Source organism: Flavobacterium sp. GNP008 (genome assembly GCF_056428965.1).
Genome location: NZ_JBWJVL010000003.1, coordinates 142,178 through 155,209 on the forward strand (window position 1 = coordinate 142,178; position 13,032 = coordinate 155,209).

16 protein-coding genes and 4 tRNA genes are annotated in these 13,032 nt (G+C 34.2%); 19 read left to right on the plus strand and 1 reads right to left on the minus strand.

Annotated features, from left to right (window positions below; genetic code table 11):
- Window positions 1-186: 186 nt before the first annotated feature.
- From AC0608_RS10040 to AC0608_RS10050, 3 genes are all read left to right on the plus strand, one after another.
- A complete protein-coding gene (locus AC0608_RS10040; protein WP_478288978.1) occupies window positions 187-669 on the plus strand; it encodes a 3'-5' exonuclease in 483 nt (160 codons plus the stop codon).
- Between the two features lie 130 nt (window positions 670-799).
- Complete coding sequence (locus tag AC0608_RS10045) at window positions 800-2,071, plus strand: DUF2851 family protein (RefSeq protein WP_478288979.1); 1,272 nt, start codon at window positions 800-802, stop codon at window positions 2,069-2,071.
- Window positions 2,072-2,136: 65 nt separating this feature from the next.
- Window positions 2,137-2,364, plus strand: a complete 228-nt coding sequence (locus AC0608_RS10050) for a PspC domain-containing protein (RefSeq protein WP_417960985.1) — start codon at window positions 2,137-2,139, stop codon at window positions 2,362-2,364.
- Window positions 2,365-2,439: 75 nt separating this feature from the next.
- Here the strand turns inward: AC0608_RS10050 and AC0608_RS10055 are convergent, their stop codons facing one another.
- Window positions 2,440-3,891, minus strand: coding sequence for an amino acid permease (locus AC0608_RS10055; RefSeq protein ID WP_417960983.1), 1,452 nt, complete (start codon window positions 3,889-3,891; stop codon window positions 2,440-2,442).
- 430 nt (window positions 3,892-4,321) lie between these two features.
- Here AC0608_RS10055 and AC0608_RS10060 point away from each other — a divergent pair, with 430 nt between their 5' ends.
- The 16 genes from AC0608_RS10060 (at window position 4,322) to rplL (ending at window position 12,797) form a co-directional block, all read left to right on the plus strand.
- Window positions 4,322-5,107, plus strand: a complete 786-nt coding sequence (locus tag AC0608_RS10060; RefSeq protein WP_478288980.1) for a ComEA family DNA-binding protein — start codon at window positions 4,322-4,324, stop codon at window positions 5,105-5,107.
- Window positions 5,108-5,124: 17 nt separating this feature from the next.
- Window positions 5,125-6,267: an acyl-CoA dehydrogenase family protein gene (locus AC0608_RS10065; protein WP_417960978.1), complete on the plus strand. Its 1,143-nt coding sequence runs from the start codon at window positions 5,125-5,127 to the stop codon at window positions 6,265-6,267.
- A 264-nt stretch (window positions 6,268-6,531) separates the two neighbouring features.
- Window positions 6,532-6,726, plus strand: a complete 195-nt coding sequence (gene rpsU, locus AC0608_RS10070) for a 30S ribosomal protein S21 (RefSeq protein ID WP_035670421.1) — start codon at window positions 6,532-6,534, stop codon at window positions 6,724-6,726.
- 70 nt (window positions 6,727-6,796) lie between these two features.
- Window positions 6,797-7,693 carry a tyrosine-type recombinase/integrase gene (locus tag AC0608_RS10075; RefSeq protein ID WP_478288981.1) on the plus strand — a complete coding sequence of 299 codons (897 nt, stop codon included), beginning with the start codon at window positions 6,797-6,799 and terminating at the stop codon, window positions 7,691-7,693.
- Window positions 7,694-7,726: 33 nt separating this feature from the next.
- Window positions 7,727-8,029, plus strand: coding sequence for a ribosome hibernation-promoting factor, HPF/YfiA family (gene hpf / locus AC0608_RS10080; protein ID WP_091164791.1), 303 nt, complete (start codon window positions 7,727-7,729; stop codon window positions 8,027-8,029).
- A 91-nt stretch (window positions 8,030-8,120) separates the two neighbouring features.
- Window positions 8,121-8,194, plus strand: a tRNA-Thr gene (locus AC0608_RS10085).
- Between the two features lie 32 nt (window positions 8,195-8,226).
- A tRNA-Tyr gene (locus AC0608_RS10090) sits at window positions 8,227-8,307 on the plus strand.
- A gap of 70 nt (window positions 8,308-8,377) precedes the next feature.
- A tRNA-Thr gene (locus tag AC0608_RS10095) sits at window positions 8,378-8,449 on the plus strand.
- Between the two features lie 53 nt (window positions 8,450-8,502).
- Window positions 8,503-9,690 (plus strand): elongation factor Tu, encoded by a 1,188-nt coding sequence (gene tuf, locus AC0608_RS10100; RefSeq protein ID WP_417960974.1) that lies wholly within the window; start codon window positions 8,503-8,505, stop codon window positions 9,688-9,690.
- 57 nt (window positions 9,691-9,747) lie between these two features.
- A tRNA-Trp gene (locus tag AC0608_RS10105) sits at window positions 9,748-9,818 on the plus strand.
- Window positions 9,819-9,834: 16 nt separating this feature from the next.
- Window positions 9,835-10,032 (plus strand): preprotein translocase subunit SecE, encoded by a 198-nt coding sequence (gene secE / locus AC0608_RS10110; RefSeq protein WP_417960972.1) that lies wholly within the window; start codon window positions 9,835-9,837, stop codon window positions 10,030-10,032.
- A gap of 10 nt (window positions 10,033-10,042) precedes the next feature.
- Entirely contained in the window at window positions 10,043-10,594 is a 552-nt protein-coding gene (gene nusG, locus AC0608_RS10115) for a transcription termination/antitermination protein NusG (RefSeq protein WP_126455879.1), read from the plus strand.
- A 68-nt stretch (window positions 10,595-10,662) separates the two neighbouring features.
- Window positions 10,663-11,100 (plus strand): 50S ribosomal protein L11, encoded by a 438-nt coding sequence (rplK, locus tag AC0608_RS10120; protein ID WP_066082293.1) that lies wholly within the window; start codon window positions 10,663-10,665, stop codon window positions 11,098-11,100.
- 13 nt (window positions 11,101-11,113) lie between these two features.
- Window positions 11,114-11,803, plus strand: a complete 690-nt coding sequence (gene rplA / locus AC0608_RS10125; protein WP_417960970.1) for a 50S ribosomal protein L1 — start codon at window positions 11,114-11,116, stop codon at window positions 11,801-11,803.
- 22 nt (window positions 11,804-11,825) lie between these two features.
- Window positions 11,826-12,338, plus strand: a complete 513-nt coding sequence (gene rplJ, locus AC0608_RS10130) for a 50S ribosomal protein L10 (RefSeq protein ID WP_416856949.1) — start codon at window positions 11,826-11,828, stop codon at window positions 12,336-12,338.
- A gap of 90 nt (window positions 12,339-12,428) precedes the next feature.
- Window positions 12,429-12,797, plus strand: coding sequence for a 50S ribosomal protein L7/L12 (rplL, locus tag AC0608_RS10135; protein ID WP_039109063.1), 369 nt, complete (start codon window positions 12,429-12,431; stop codon window positions 12,795-12,797).
- Window positions 12,798-13,032 lie beyond the last annotated feature (235 nt).

The window sequence follows — 13,032 nt, forward strand, 5'->3', positions numbered from 1 at the left end:
AACGCTGCAGGTTTTTTAGATTATATATTTGTTGCGTAATCTGCACGTATTCTTCATCAACAGAAACGTGAAAATTCCAGAACCAGTGAGTTTGTAGGAAGAAATGAAAAGAAAGTTGTAGAATGCTTTGAACATTTATAAATGATAGTATTTTTGCAAATTGTTAACCTTAAATTTTAAATCAAATTGACATTCACTGCTATAGATTTTGAAACTGCAATCGCTTTTCATCCCTGCGCAGTAGGGATAGTTACCGTAGAAAATGGAGTAATTGTAGATGAGTTTGTTAGTTTAATTAAGCCACCAAATAATTTGTATTCTCCTTTTACAATTCAAGTACATGGCATACACCCACGCGATACGATGAACGCCAAATCATTTGCTCAAGTTTATCCTGAAATTCAAAAGCGTCTTCAGAACAGAGTAATAGTGGCGCACAATGAAAGTTTTGATAGAAACGTTTTAGCTAAATCCATGGCGTTATATAATTTAAATTATGCTGATTTGAATATAGCTCCTAGATGGGAATGTACTGTAAAAATTTACAAAGCCAAAGGGTTAAAACCCACAAAATTGAGTGATTGTTGCCGAGAAATGAATATTGCCTTGAATCATCATGAAGCTTTGTCAGATGCTAGGGCTTGCGCCAAATTGTATTTAAGAAGATAAAGCAAACATAAACTTTACTAATTAACGGAAGTGATTTTTTATGAATTTGTGAAATCTGTATTTCATTTTTTAATTTTGATAATTTTTGTTTCTTTTTTACTACTTTAGTATTCAGTCTAATGTCTTAATTATGAAAGAAGATTTCCTCCATTACCTCTGGAAGTTCAAGAAGTTTGATGCCTTGAATTTAAAAACGTTTAACAATGAGGAAATCACAATTATAAATGTTGGACAATATCTTGAAGTGGCAGGTCCTGATTTTTTTAATGCTCAAATTACTATTGGTACTCAAAAATGGGCAGGAAATGTCGAAATTCATCTTAAATCGTCGGACTGGTATGTGCATCATCACGAACAGGATGCAGGATATGAAAATGTTATTTTACATGTGGTTTGGGAACATGATGTAGAGATTTTTAGAAAAAACAACAGTGAAATTCCAGTTTTGGAACTTAAAAATTATGTTGAAAAAAGTACTATAGAGAACTATGCATCCTTAGTAGCTCCAAAATCATGGATTTTTTGCGAAAAACAAATTAAAGAAATTGATGAATTTGTATTCAAAAACTGGCAGGAACGCTTGTTTTTTGAGCGTTTGGAAAGAAAATCAAAACCGATATTTGATTTGTTAGAACAAACCAATCAAGATTGGGAAGCGGTCTTGTTTTGCCTTTTGGCTAAAAATTTTGGTTTGAATACAAATGGTGAAATTTTTTTAAAAATTGCAAAAAAAATCCCTTTTTCGATCATCAGAAAAGAATGTTTTGAGGTCGATAATCTCGAAGCATTGCTTTTTGGGACTGCCGGTTTATTGGATTTTGAAAAGGAAGATAATTATTTCAAAGAATTGAAATTCAGGTATTTTTATTTAGCGCATAAATATCAATTGGAAAGAAGTTATATAGCGCCTGTTCAATTTTTCAAACATCGGCCTGATAATTTTCCAACGATACGACTCTCTCAATTGGCTAATTTATTCCATAATGAGCAAAATTTATTTTCTAAGATAAGTGTTCTAAATTCTTTAAAAAGCAGTTATGATTTGTTTGAAGTTACTGCTTCAGAATATTGGTTTAACCATTACCAATTTGATAAAAAAAGTCCAGAGAAAAACAAAAAACTATCTAAAGCATTTGTTGATTTAATTGTTGTAAATACTATAATTCCGCTTCAGTTTGCTTTTGCAAAAAGCCAGGGTAAAGAAATTTCGGAGGATTTAATTCGGTTATTGAATGAAGTTTCATCTGAAAAAAATGGGGTTATTGATAAATTTAATTCTTTCGGAATTTTATCAAAAAGTGCTTTTGATTCACAGACTTTATTGCAACTCAAAAATCAATATTGTGATAAAAGTAAGTGTTTAGAATGTGCCGTTGGGATGGAATTATTAAAAAATTATTAAATGTAATTAGTAAATGAATCAATCCGATAATTTTGTAATTTTGTTTCTAATTCTTAACTTACAGAATGTCAGCAGTAATTAGACTTAAATTTTTTTTTGAGAAACACGGTTTTCATGTATCTTCTCGTCTGGCGGATACCTTAGGGATGCGGGCAAGTAGTGTACGGCTTTTTTTTATATATTTATCTTTTGTTACCGCGGGATTATGGTTTGCTGTTTATTTGACACTCGCTTTTTGGATGCGGCTTAAGGATTTGGTTCGTGCAAAACGTACTTCTGTTTTTGATTTATAAAAGTCTTTAAAATAAAAAAAGGGATTATAAAGTATTTTAAGTACTTCATAATCCCTTTTTTAGTAATGATGTAAACTATTTGTCTGGATTGTTTAATTTACTGTTTTTCTTTCCATATACAAAGTAGATGATAACTCCTAAAGCCATCCAGATTACAAGTCTAGCCCAGCTTTCGTTTGGTAAGGAATACATTAAAGCTAAACAAATTAATATTCCAGCAATAGGGACATAAGGAACGAATGGTGTTTTAAATGATCTTGGCGCGTCAGGCATTCTTTTGCGCATTACTAGAACTCCAATACATACTAACACAAAGGCTAATAATGTTCCGATACTTACCATGTGACCTAAATCACTCACGGGAACAAATCCTGCAAAAAGACTAACAAATACCATAAAGAAAAGGTTTGTTTTCCAAGGGGTTCTAAATTTCGCATGAATATCACTGAAGAAAGAAGGCAGTAAGCCATCTTTGCTCATTGTGTAGAAAACACGACTCTGTCCCATTAACATGACTAACATCACTGAAGTGTAGCCCGCTAAAATAGCAACAATTAAACCAGTTTGTAAAAACGTATATCCGGTTCTGGCAAATGCAGTAGCTGCTGGTTTAGCATCTCCTGCAAATTCATTATAAGGAACAAGTCCAGTCATAACATGTGCAAACAATACATATAGGATAGTACAAATAACAAGAGATCCTAAAATACCAATAGGCATTCCTTTCTGTGGATTCTTTGCTTCTTGTGCTGCGGTAGAAACGGCATCAAAACCAATAAAAGCGAAGAAAACGGTTCCTGCTCCTGCAGCAATTCCTGACCATCCAAACTCTCCAAAAACACCTGTGTTTTCTGGAATATATGGGGTGTAGTTTGCAGTGTCTATAAAACTCCATCCTAAAACAATAAACATGATAACTACAATTACTTTTACAACAACTAAAATGTTGTTTATAGAGGCAGATTCTTTTGTTCCTCTAATTAGTAGTAGCGATAACATAGAAACAATAAAAATCGCAGGAAGGTTAATTATACCTCCTTCAATAATAGTTCCGTCGCTCAGTTTTAATGTTTCCCAGGGCGAGCATATTAAATCATGTGGCAGATGAACACCATATTTATTTAATAGTTCGAGTAGATATCTAGACCAACTTACACCTACTGTAGCGGCTCCCAGAGCATATTCAAGCACTAAATCCCAACCTATGATCCAAGCCATGAATTCTCCCATAGTGGCATAAGAATACGTATAAGCGCTCCCGGCCACAGGTATCATAGACGCAAACTCAGCATAGCAAAGTCCTGCAAATGCACATCCTACAGCGGCTAAAATAAATGAAAGTGTTACTGCTGGCCCTGCATGTTCTGCAGCAGCAATTCCTGTTAATGAAAATAATCCTGCTCCAATAATTGCTCCAACTCCTAGCGCTACTAATGAACGTGAGGACAAAGTCCTTTTTAAACCTTTTTCAGATTCTGATGCCTCATTTAGCAGTACTGACAGTGGTTTAGTTTTCCAAATTGACATGGGTTATATAGTTTTGTTTGTTATTAAGCTCCAAATGTATAGTTTTTTATAAAAAATAAAAATAAAAATTTAAGTTTACTGATAAAATAAACGTTGTTTTACAATTTTTTTTCTCAGATAGGGCAAGATTTTAAGTTTATTGAATTTTGAAATTAGATGGTGTTTGAAGAATTCATTTAGATTGATTCTATTTTGTAGGTATGAAAGAAAGTATATCATAAATTAATTATAATTTTAACCTTGAATAAGTCAACTTTTATTTTTAGGTATTACACGGAAATTAGATGTTTAAAATTTACTTATATTAAAGTATAGCTGTAGAATGACTTTTAAAATTATTAGATCTTACTTTAACTTTTCACGTGAGCAACGCACGGGTATCTTTATTTTGTTTTTTATAATCTTGATTTCGCAGTCTGCCTATTTTTTTATGGATTTTAACATTCCAATAAAAGAATATTCTGAAAAACAAAAATGGCTTTCGCTACAATCAGAAATGGATTCCATGAAAACGGATTCTAAAAAAGAAAAGACAAAGATTTTTCTTTTCAATCCGAATTTTATAACAGACTATAAAGGATACAGACTGGGGATGTCAGTTCAGGAAATTGATCGTTTATTGGCTTTTAGAAAAGAAAATAAGTACGTTAACTCGGCTAAGGAATTTCAAGCTGTTACTAAAGTTTCGGATTCTCTACTAAGTGTTATAGCGCCTTATTTTAAGTTTCCGGATTGGATAAGGAGCCAGAAACTGAATAAAAAATTTGAGCAATATAATAAATACCCCAATCAGGCTTTTATTAAAAAAGAAAAAATAGTCCTAATTGATATTAATCAAGCAACAAAAGAAGATTTAATAAAAATTTATGGAATTGGGGAGGCTATTTCCTTGCGAATTCTAAAACAAAAAGAAAAACTAGGAGTTTTTGTTTCGATGGATCAAATGCAAGAGGTTTGGGGGTTGTCGCCTGAAGCGATCGTTAATTTGAATGCTCATTTTAAAATAGCAGTATTACCGGAATTTAAAAAAATAGATATCAATAATATTTCTTTGAAAGAGCTTTCGCAATTTTATTATTTTAGATACGCGTTAGCTAAGGAGATAGTGACATACAGAAGTATGAAAGGGAATATTAACAGTATTGAGGATTTAACAAAAATTAAAGGATTTCCTGTTGATAAAGCAAAAATAATTGACTTATATTTGGACTTTTAAAATAAAATAGTATCACAATGAATTTTGACTACAACGAAACGCAATCTATGATTGCACAATCTATAAGAGAATTTGCTGAAAAAGAGATTCGCCCAAACATTATGGAATGGGATGAAGCGCAAACATTTCCAGTACCATTGTTTAAAAAATTAGGTGAAATGGGCTTCATGGGTGTTTTAGTGCCAGAAGAACTTGGAGGTTCTGGATTAGGATATCATGAATACATCACGATTGTTGAGGAAATATCTAAAGTAGATCCATCGATTGGGTTGTCTGTTGCGGCACATAATTCCTTATGTACCAATCATATTTTGACTTTTGGGAATGAAGAACAAAAGAAAAAATGGATTCCAAAATTGGCCACAGCGGAGCATATTGGAGCTTGGGGCTTGACAGAGCATAATACCGGTTCTGATGCTGGCGGAATGAATACTACTGCTAAAAAAGATGGTGATTTTTGGATCGTAAATGGAGCTAAAAATTTCATCACGCATGCTATTTCTGGGGATGTAGCCGTTGTGATTGTTCGTACTGGTGAAAAGGGAGATTCGAAAGGGATGACTGCTTTTGTTTTTGAAAAAGGAATGCCTGGTTTTACTTCAGGAAAAAAAGAAAATAAATTAGGAATGCGTGCCAGTGAAACAGCAGAATTAATTTTTGATAATTGCCGAATTCCAGATTCGAACAGATTAGGGGAAGTAGGGCAAGGTTTTATTCAAGCCATGAAAATCCTTGACGGTGGTAGAATTTCTATTGGAGCATTGTCATTAGGTATTTCTAAAGGGGCCTACGAAGCGGCATTAAAATATTCGAAAGAAAGACATCAGTTTGGTCAACCCATTTCTGAATTTCAAGGAATTTCGTTTAAGCTAGCGGATATGGCTACTGAGATTGAAGCTTCAGAATTGTTATTGCACAAAGCAGCTTTCTTAAAGGAGCAACACAGGCCTGTTACTACATTGGGTGCTATGGCTAAAATGTATGCTTCGGAAGTGTGTGTTAAAGTGGCTAATGAAGCCGTTCAAATACATGGGGGGTATGGTTATATCAAAGATTATCCTGTAGAGAAATTCTATAGAGATTCTAAACTATGTACTATTGGTGAAGGAACTACTGAAATTCAAAAAATAGTAATTTCAAGAAATTTATTAAAAGGATAGTTTTTAGAATTGTGGATATAGAAAGAAGAGTTAACATGCATTAAAATTGCATATTGACTCTTTTTTTTTGCGTGAAGGATGGAAGAGGAAAGCCCGCAATGCAATGAGGACTTATAACGGACAGCCTGACGGCGGGTGAAGAGGTGTTTTGCATAGGACAAAAGTCATGTTCGCCGGCACGCCCAAAAATAATCCATAATTCATGATTCATAATTCAAAATAATGTTTACTTTTGCACACTTAAAGAAAGGGGGTGTCTATATTATGTTAATTATACCAATTAAAGACGGAGAAAATATCGATAGAGCGTTAAAACGCTACAAAAGAAAATTTGATAAAACAGGAACTGTTCGTCAATTAAGAGCACGTACTGCTTTTATTAAGCCTTCAGTAACCAATAGAATCAAAATTCAAAAAGCGGCTTATATCCAAAATATGAGAGATAACTTAGAGAGTTAGTCAATATGTATTAAAATAAAATACCGTTAGTCATTAAAAGTTTTATAACTTTGATGCTAACGGTTTTTTTATGTCTACAACTATAAATGCATTTCGTAATTATCTCGAATTCGAAAAAAAATATTCTCCACATACTATAACAGCTTATTGTAAGGATATTGCCTCTTTTGAATCGTTCAATAAAATTCAATTTGATCAAGCAAGTATTGAGCAGGTTGATTACAGCCAAATTAGAAGCTGGATTGTGTATCTCGTAGACGAGGCAATCTCTAATGTGACAGTAAATAGAAAAATAGCTTCCTTAAAAGCATTTTATAAATTTCTATTAAAAATCAAGCAAATAAAGAGCAGTCCCTTGTCGAAGCATAAGGCACTTAAGGTTCCTAAAACACTGCAGATTCCTTTTTCTGAAAAAGAGATGGTGGATGTTTTGGTTTCAATGCAAAGTGCGATTGGATTTGAAGAGATCAGAAATAAGCTAATCATAGATTTGCTTTATACTACTGGAGTGCGAAGAACTGAATTGGTGCATTTAAAAATCATTAATATTGATTTGTCTTCTGGTACAGTTAAAGTGTTAGGAAAACGCAATAAAGAGCGAATTCTTCCCGTTTTGCCAATAGTAATGGATCAGTTTTCCTTGTACTTAGATGTAAGGTCTTCCTTGGTAGCGATTGTTGATAATGATTATTTCTTTCTCACAAAAAAAGGGTTAAAATTAAATGATTCTTTTGTGTATCGTTTAATAAATTCATACTTTAGTACTGTGTCCGAAAAAGTAAAAAAAAGCCCTCACATACTAAGACATACTTTTGCAACCCATTTATTAAACAGTGGTGCGGATTTAAATTCAGTAAAAGAATTATTGGGGCATTCAAGTTTGGCATCTACACAGATATACACACACAGCAGTTTGTCAGAACTAAAAGGTGTTCATAAAGATGCGCATCCTCGTGGTCGAAAGTAATTTAAAAATGTTTAACAATTAAAAAAGATGATTATGAAGGTAAGTGTTCATGCAGTTAACTTTACTGTTGACAAAAAGCTAGTAGATTTTGTTCAAGAGCGATTGGACAAGTTGGAAAAGTATTATGATAAAGTAGTATCGGCAGATGTTTTTTTGAAGGTTGAAAAGACAAGTGATAAAGAGAATAAAATTGCAGAGGTGAAAATTAATGTACCTGGGGATGATTTTTTGGTTAAAAAACAATGTAAAACTTTTGAAGAGGCGGTAGAGCTATCTGCAGAATCTTTACAAAGAATGTTGGTAAAAAGGAAAGAAAAAATAAGTTCACACATTTAATATGATTTTTTTTTAAAAAATGTTTTGATTGAGAGATAAAATTTCTACATTTGCAGTCCGTTAGAAATAGCGGACTTTTTTTATTGATAATGCCAGTGTAGCTCAGTTGGCTAGAGCAGCTGATTTGTAATCAGCAGGTCGTGGGTTCGAGTCCCTCCACCGGCTCTTTTATTTGAAATATTGATAATTATGGTTTAGGGGAGATACTCAAGCGGCCAACGAGGGCAGACTGTAAATCTGCTGTGTAAACTTCGCAGGTTCGAATCCTGCTCTCCCCACAAAAAAAGTATTAGATTTCAGGATGCTGATTTTAAATCTAGAATCGTAAATCTACAATCAGAATTCTCTGCCGACTTAGCTCAGAGGTAGAGTGCTTCCTTGGTAAGGAAGAGGTCACGGGTTCAATTCCCGTAGTTGGCTCAAGTAAGTAGGAAATAGAAATTAATATATAACAAGATTAAAAATTAAGTAAAATGGCAAAGGAAAATTTTAACCGTAACAAGCCCCACTTAAACATTGGAACAATTGGGCACGTGGATCACGGAAAAACTACATTAACTGCGGCAATTACAAAAGTATTGTCTGATGCAGGTTACTGTCAAGCAAAATCATTTGATCAAATTGATAATGCTCCAGAAGAAAAAGAAAGAGGTATTACAATTAATACATCTCACGTAGAGTATGAAACTGCTAATCGTCATTACGCTCACGTTGACTGTCCAGGTCACGCGGATTACGTAAAGAACATGGTTACGGGAGCTGCTCAAATGGATGGTGCTATTCTTGTTGTAGCTGCTACCGATGGGCCAATGCCACAAACACGTGAGCATATCCTTTTAGGTCGCCAAGTAGGTATTCCTAGAATGGTTGTATTCATGAATAAAGTGGATATGGTTGATGATGAGGAATTACTTGAATTAGTTGAGATGGAAATCAGAGACTTATTATCATTCTATGAATATGATGGAGATAATGGTCCTGTTGTTCAAGGTTCTGCTTTAGGTGGATTGAATAATGATCCAGCTTGGGTACCAAAAATTCTTGAACTAATGGAAGCTGTAGATTCTTGGATCGAAGAGCCTGTAAGAGATGTTGCAAAACCTTTCTTGATGCCTGTTGAAGATGTATTCTCAATCACTGGTCGTGGAACTGTAGCTACAGGTCGTATCGAAACAGGTGTTGCTAATACTGGAGATCCAGTTGAAATCATTGGTATGGGTGCTGAAAAATTGACTTCTACTATTACAGGAGTTGAGATGTTCCGTAAAATCCTTGATAGAGGAGAAGCTGGAGATAACGTAGGTATTCTTTTAAGAGGTATTCAAAAAGAAGACATCAAAAGAGGAATGGTTATTTGTAAGCCAGGTTCAGTTAAGCCACATGCTACTTTCAAAGCAGAGGTTTATATCTTGAAAAAAGAAGAAGGTGGTCGTCATACACCATTCCATAATAATTACCGTCCACAGTTTTACGTACGTACAACGGATGTAACAGGTATCATTACTTTGCCAACAGGTGTAGAGATGGTTATGCCTGGGGATAACTTAACAATCGATGTTGTATTGCTTAGTGCAATTGCATTGAGTGTTGGTTTACGTTTTGCTATCCGTGAAGGTGGTAGAACAGTTGGTGCTGGTCAGGTAACTGAGATAGTAGCATAATCCTATAAATAAATTAGAAAGCCAGTAACGGTTTTAACTGTTACTGGCTTTTAACAAACGGGCGTAGTTCAAGGGTAGAATAGCGGTCTCCAAAACCGTTGATGGGGGTTCGAATCCCTCCGCCCGTGCAAAAAATAAATCATAATGACAAAAGTTGTTAATTACATATCAGAAGCATTTGAAGAATTAAAGTCAAATGTAACTTGGCCAGCTTGGCCTGAGGTGCAACGCCTAACGATTGTTGTTGCTGTTTTTTCAGTGCTATTCGCCTTGGCAACTTGGGGAGTTGATGAGATTTTCGCAAAAGCTTTAGCTGGATTTTTTAACTGGATAAAAGGGTAATTTTTTTCTTATGGCAGATAATAATATTAAGAAATGGTATGTCGTTAGAGCAGTAAGCGGACAAGAGAACAAAGTGAAAGCATACATTGAAACTGAAATCGCAAGATTAGGTATGGGTGATTATGTTTCGCAAGTTTTAGTTCCTACTGAAAAAGTGGTTACTGTGAAAGAAGGAAAAAAAATAATCAAAGACAAAGTTTATTTTCCTGGTTATGTTATGATTGAAGCAAATCTTATTGGTGAAATACCTCATATTATTAAGTCTATAACAAGTGTTATCGGTTTTTTGGGAGAGATAAAAGGTGGAGAGCCTGTTCCTTTAAGAATTTCGGAAGTAAACAGAATGTTAGGTAAGGTCGATGAGTTGGCTGTAAATACCGATACTCGTTCAATTCCTTTCAACATTGGTGAAACGATCAAGGTTGTTGATGGACCTTTTAATGGGTTTAACGGTACTGTTGAAAAAATTAATGAAGAAAAGCGTAAACTTGAAGTGATGGTTAAAATTTTCGGAAGAAAAACACCATTAGAATTAAGTTTCATGCAAGTAGAAAAAGTATAATTTTTTGTTACATCTATAATATCCATTGCAATCGCTTCCAATGATTGTAATGTTAAATTTTTTAAAAAATGGCTAAAGAAATTAGTAAGGTAGTAAAACTACAAGTTAAGGGAGGTGCTGCGAACCCGTCGCCACCGGTTGGACCTGCTTTAGGAGCTGCTGGGGTAAACATCATGGAATTCTGTAAGCAATTTAATGCTAGAACTCAAGATAAACCCGGCAAAATATGCCCAGTACAAATTACTGTGTATAAAGACAAATCGTTTGATTTTGTTGTAAAAACTCCTCCAGCAGCAGTTCAGTTAATGGAAGCTGCAAAGCTAAAATCTGGTTCTGGTGAGCCTAATCGTAAAAAAGTAGCTAGTGTTACTTGGGAACAAATTAGAGCTATTGCTGAAGACAAGATGCCAGACTTAAATGCATTCACTATGGAGTCTGCAATGAGTATGGTTGCTGGAACAGCTAGATCTATGGGTATAACTGTATCAGGAGACGCTCCTTTTTAATTAAGAGAAAGACATGGCAAAATTGACAAAAAAGCAAAAAGAGGCTGCTTCAAAAATTGAAAAGAACAAATTATACTCTTTAAAAGATGCTGCGGCATTGATAAAAGTAATTGCTTCTGCAAAATTTGATGAGTCTGTTGATATCGCGGTACGTTTGGGTGTAGATCCAAGAAAAGCGAATCAAATGGTTAGAGGTGTGGTAACATTACCTCATGGAACTGGTAAAGATGTTAAAGTACTAGCATTAGTTACTCCGGACAAAGAAGCAGAGGCTTTGGCAGCAGGAGCAGACTATGTAGGTCTTGACGATTATTTACAAAAGATAAAAGATGGTTGGACAGATGTTGATGTAATTATCACAATGCCTTCTGTTATGGGTAAATTAGGTCCATTAGGTCGTATTTTAGGACCTAGAGGTTTAATGCCTAATCCTAAAACAGGTACTGTAACTATGGATGTTGCAAAAGCTGTTCAAGAGGTAAAAGCTGGTAAAATTGACTTTAAAGTTGATAAAACTGGTATAGTGCATGCAGGAATTGGTAAAGTTTCTTTTGGAACGGAACAAATTGTTGACAATGCTCACGAAATTATTCAAACATTAATCAAACTTAAACCAACTGCGGCTAAAGGAACTTACATTAAAAGTATTTACCTAACTAGCACTATGAGTCCTGCAATTGCTTTGGACCCTAAAGCAGTATAATTGGTAGTTAAAAATTTTTAGTATGACTAGAGAAGAAAAATCAATCGCGATTGAAGTTTTAACTGCACAGTTAGCTGGTACAAACATTGTTTATGTATCTGATATTTCTGGAATGAATGCAGAGGCAACTTCAAACTTGAGAAGAGCTTGTTTTAAAGCAGGTATAAAATTAGAAGTTGTTAAAAATACCTTGCTTGCAAAAGCAATGGAAGCTTCGGCTAATGATTATGGAGAATTACCTTCAGTTTTGACTGGTAATAGCGCTATATTCATTTCTGAAATAGCAAACGCTCCTGGTAAGATAATCAAGGATTTCAGAAAAAAATCAGCTAAACCTGTATTAAAGGGAGCTTATATTAATGCTGAAGTTTATATTGGAGACGATCAATTAGATGCATTAGCAACTATCAAATCTAAAGAAGAGCTTATTGGCGAACTTATTGGATTATTGCAGTCACCAGCACAAAGAGTTATATCTGCTCTTCAGAACCAATTTGCAAAAAGCGAAGAAGTTACAGAAGAAGTAGAAGCATAATAAAACTGACTTTACAGTCCTAGTTTTATTTTAAAACGCGCACAATAAATAAATTATATTTTTACAAATCATTTTAAAACGATAGAAAAAATGGCAGATTTGAAACAATTCGCAGAACAATTAGTTAACCTAACGGTAAAAGAAGTTAACGAATTAGCAACAATATTAAAAGATGAGTACGGAATCGAACCAGCTGCTGCAGCTGTAGTAGTTTCAGGTGGTGGTGAAGCTGCGGCTGAAGACGTTCAAACAGAATTTACAGTTGTATTAAAAGCAGCAGGTGCTTCTAAATTAGCAGTTGTAAAATTAGTTAAAGAACTTACAGGTTTAGGTTTGAAAGAAGCTAAAGATGTAGTTGATAGCGCACCAAGTAATGTTAAAGAAGGTGTTTCTAAAGAAGAGGCTGAAGGGCTTAAAAAATCTTTAGAAGAAGCTGGAGCTGAGGTTGAACTTAAATAGTTAAACTTGCTTTAAAGAATAAGGTTTAGGTCTTGGGTTTAGTCACCCAATGACCTAAACCATTTTTCGTATAACGAAAGTCTACCATGTGTAATTACACAATAGTCTTTTAAAACAAATTCATTTTACCCATTACGAGGAAAAAAAATTAACAGATAATAAAAAAGTAGTTATCTTAAATTGGTTTTTAAAGATGTAATGGTTGTAAAGAGAAAAGTATAAATGAATCAATATT